This window comes from Flavobacterium sp. PL11 (genome assembly GCF_035985025.1).
Lineage (GTDB): Bacteria > Bacteroidota > Bacteroidia > Flavobacteriales > Flavobacteriaceae > Flavobacterium.
Map to the genome: position 1 here is coordinate 1 of NZ_JAXCIA010000068.1, position 2,421 is coordinate 2,421.

Here is a 2,421-nt window from a genome sequence, read left to right on the forward strand (position 1 = left end):
AATTATAGTTAAATTAGTAACTTCTCTCAACACGTGCTAAGCGCAATGCCTGCCGCAGGCGCAACACAGGCACTGCGCCTAGCACGGTAACGTTATGCCTCAGTTTGGCAGAACCGAAAACGAAACGATAATAGAAACATAAAGATATGCAAGTACAATTACAACTTTTAGAAGTCGAACTAATAAATTTCACTATTGAAAAAGAGTTATATGAAAAAGAGCGTGAACTAACAAGTCTTGTTGACCACCGTCCGATAATATCTGCGGGACATTCAATTAACCAAAACTTTATTGAATTTACTATTAACGTACAAATCTGTAAAAATGGTAAAGTTTGTTCGATAACAACTTTTTCTAGATTTGTTGTGTTTTTTGAAAACGAAAATTTTAATATGCTTGAAAATATTAAGGATGAAAATGTTGCTGACATATTGGCGAATTTAGGAGTTATTGCAAATGCTCATTTAATGGGTGTTTTTAGAATTAAATCGTCTGAAACCGAATTTGACGAGTATATTATTCCAGTAAGATCTCATTCTGAAATGCACTCTATGTTTGCCGATTATAATTATTGATTTATCATCGTGCTTTGAAGTATATTTAAAGCGAAAGTGTTTAGACATAAATATTGAGTTTAAAATTGTTTCCGACTTAAACGGTGCGGAAACTAAACCGATAACTATTTGTAAATAAAAAACCGAAGGCATAACAGCAGTTACAAGAAATGGCAAGTTTTGTGGTTTAATCACATTTACGTTTCGCAAGAAATTTAGTAGTATCCGAAAAATATCGGTTACGTATTTTGCCACTTCTTGTAGCTGCGAAACGTTGGCAGAAATGATAGAAAAAACCCGAAATTAAAAACAAAATCAATGAAAAAAGCAATTTTATTCCTTTTTATTTTAGCAATTCTTACAAGCTGTGGAATTATGAATGGAAATAGTCCAATGACTGCATTTATTGTCAAAAATACTTCAGAGAAATCAATAAGTTTTTCTGCAAGTGTTGTGAAATTTTCACAAAGTATGGGACCACAAACAATTAACAATTCTTTTACTGTAAAACCAAAAGACAGTATAATTGTCAGACAAACTTATTTTAAACGTGATGGTGAAAATCCACAGAATTGGTGTCAAGAGTTTAAAATATTTCCAGTTGATGGAATAGAAATGAATGACCCCAAAAACGCTCAAAATTGGATAAAGTCATCAAAAGATAATATTCCAATTTATACTTTTACAATTAACAAATAATATATGAAATATTTCGTTATATTTTTACTTACATCTTGCAATTTATTTGCTCAAGAATCTAAAATATTAGAACGTTTAGTTGCGCTTGATAATAACGGGAAAATTTGGTATAATATTGATGGTTATAGTATTACGAGTGAGATTTTCAATTACAACTTTGACGAAAAAGGACTGAAAAAGGTTTTTAAAAAACATTCTATTAAAGATGTTGATATTAAAGCTAAAAATGACAGTATTCTAAACAATAATTTAGTTGTCCACAAAACCGAAAAGCTTAATGACAAATTAACACAAAGAAATTCTTATTACTTTGTTGAAAATAACGACAAAAAAATTACAGTTATTTGGTTTGCAAAAACTTCTAGTGAAGATTTTAAAATGCAAAAAGAATTGACAAATTTGATTATTGAAAACAAAATTCCAAAATCGAATTTTGTTTCAATGCAAACGAATCAAATTAATTTTGGAAATAGACAAATTGAACTTGCAAATAGTTGTTATTGGACATTTTTAAATACAGTTCAGTGTCCGTATTTTGGTGAAATGAACTGGTCAGTTCATTATAGTTTAGAAGACGCAAAAGAAAGTGTAGAAAATCAACTTGAAATGACAAAGTCAAGTAAAAGTGGAAAAATATTGAGTGAAGAAATTGTAGATGTGGAATTTGAAAACATACCAACCAAAGCTAAAAAAATAGTTTATGATTTTACAGGTTTAACAGGAGCATTAGCTGGAATGTCAGGTGGAAAAACATTGACTGTTTACTATGTTGCAGAAAAAGTAAGAGAAAATTATATGAGTTGCGTAATGAGTTTTTGGAACAATGACGAAATAAATCCAGAAACTAAATTACCCCCATTATTGGAAAAAGTAATGAAAATAAAATAATCACTTCTGCCAACAGCGGTTTCAAGAAATGGCGAGAAATGTGGTAAATTCACGTTTTTCTTTCGCAAGAAATATTATCTTATTGGAAAATATGCGGTTACGAAATTCGCCACTTCTTGAAGCCGCGAAACGTCAGGATGTGAATTTACCCCACTTTTGCTCAAATTAACGCAATAACTCCTTTCCTATTCGCACAAAATTCGCTTGTAAGCGAGGCGGTTTTGGGAGATAGAAATAAATGTTTACTAATTTTGAACTCGCATAAGAGCTTAAAAAAGGT

At 30.6% G+C, this 2,421-nt stretch carries 3 protein-coding genes; all 3 read left to right on the plus strand.

What is annotated here, in order from left to right:
- Nucleotides 1-146: 146 nt before the first annotated feature.
- The 3 genes from RCH18_RS15995 (at nucleotide 147) to RCH18_RS16005 (ending at nucleotide 2,141) form a co-directional block, all read left to right on the plus strand.
- Entirely contained in the window at nucleotides 147-575 is a 429-nt protein-coding gene (locus RCH18_RS15995; RefSeq protein WP_326937775.1) for a hypothetical protein, read from the plus strand.
- A gap of 297 nt (nucleotides 576-872) precedes the next feature.
- Entirely contained in the window at nucleotides 873-1,253 is a 381-nt protein-coding gene (locus RCH18_RS16000) for a hypothetical protein (RefSeq protein ID WP_326937776.1), read from the plus strand.
- 3 nt (nucleotides 1,254-1,256) lie between these two features.
- On the plus strand, nucleotides 1,257-2,141 hold the full coding sequence (locus tag RCH18_RS16005; protein ID WP_326937777.1) for a hypothetical protein: 885 nt from the start codon (nucleotides 1,257-1,259) through the stop codon (nucleotides 2,139-2,141).
- The last annotated feature ends 280 nt before the right edge of the window (nucleotides 2,142-2,421 follow it).

Excerpts from the sequence above, each read along its gene's own strand:
- RCH18_RS15995 (WP_326937775.1), top strand. The coding sequence starts at position 147 with ATGCAAGTACAATTACAACTTTTAGAAGTCGAACTAATAAATTTCACT.
- RCH18_RS16000 (WP_326937776.1), top strand. The coding sequence starts at position 873 with ATGAAAAAAGCAATTTTATTCCTTTTTATTTTAGCAATTCTTACAAGC.
- RCH18_RS16005 (WP_326937777.1), top strand. The coding sequence starts at position 1,257 with ATGAAATATTTCGTTATATTTTTACTTACATCTTGCAATTTATTTGCT.